Consider the following 373-nt stretch of genomic DNA (forward strand, 5'->3'; position numbering starts at 1 on the left):
GGCTGATGCAGTTGCGGGCTGGTTTGTACCAGCGGTGATTGTCATCGCCCTTGCTGCGTTTGGCCTGTGGGCCTTTTTCGGCCCACAACCCGCACTGGCTAACGGTCTGATGGCTGCAGTGTCAGTGCTGATCATTGCCTGCCCATGTGCACTGGGACTGGCAACGCCGATTTCTGTCACCGTTGGCATAGGACGTGGAGCATCCGAAGGTATTTTGATTAAAGATGCAGAAGCCCTGCAATTGCTGGAGCGCGTCAATACCCTGATCATCGATAAAACCGGCACCCTGACCGAAGGTAAGCCACGTCTGCAAAGCTTCCAGGTCCATCCGGCGGCTGATCGCCAACAACTGCTCAGCCTGGCTTTGCAACTG

Annotated in this window: 1 protein-coding gene; it reads left to right on the top strand. The window is 56.3% G+C overall.

All coding sequences use genetic code 11. The features are described 5' to 3' along the window. Positions 1-373: HAD-IC family P-type ATPase (locus KDM89_RS20335; RefSeq protein WP_212689681.1), on the top strand; the 373-nt coding region annotated here is incomplete at both ends.

This window comes from Cognatundibacterium luofuense (assembly GCF_018139685.1).
Classification (GTDB): Bacteria; Pseudomonadota; Gammaproteobacteria; order Burkholderiales; family Burkholderiaceae_D; genus Undibacterium; species Undibacterium luofuense.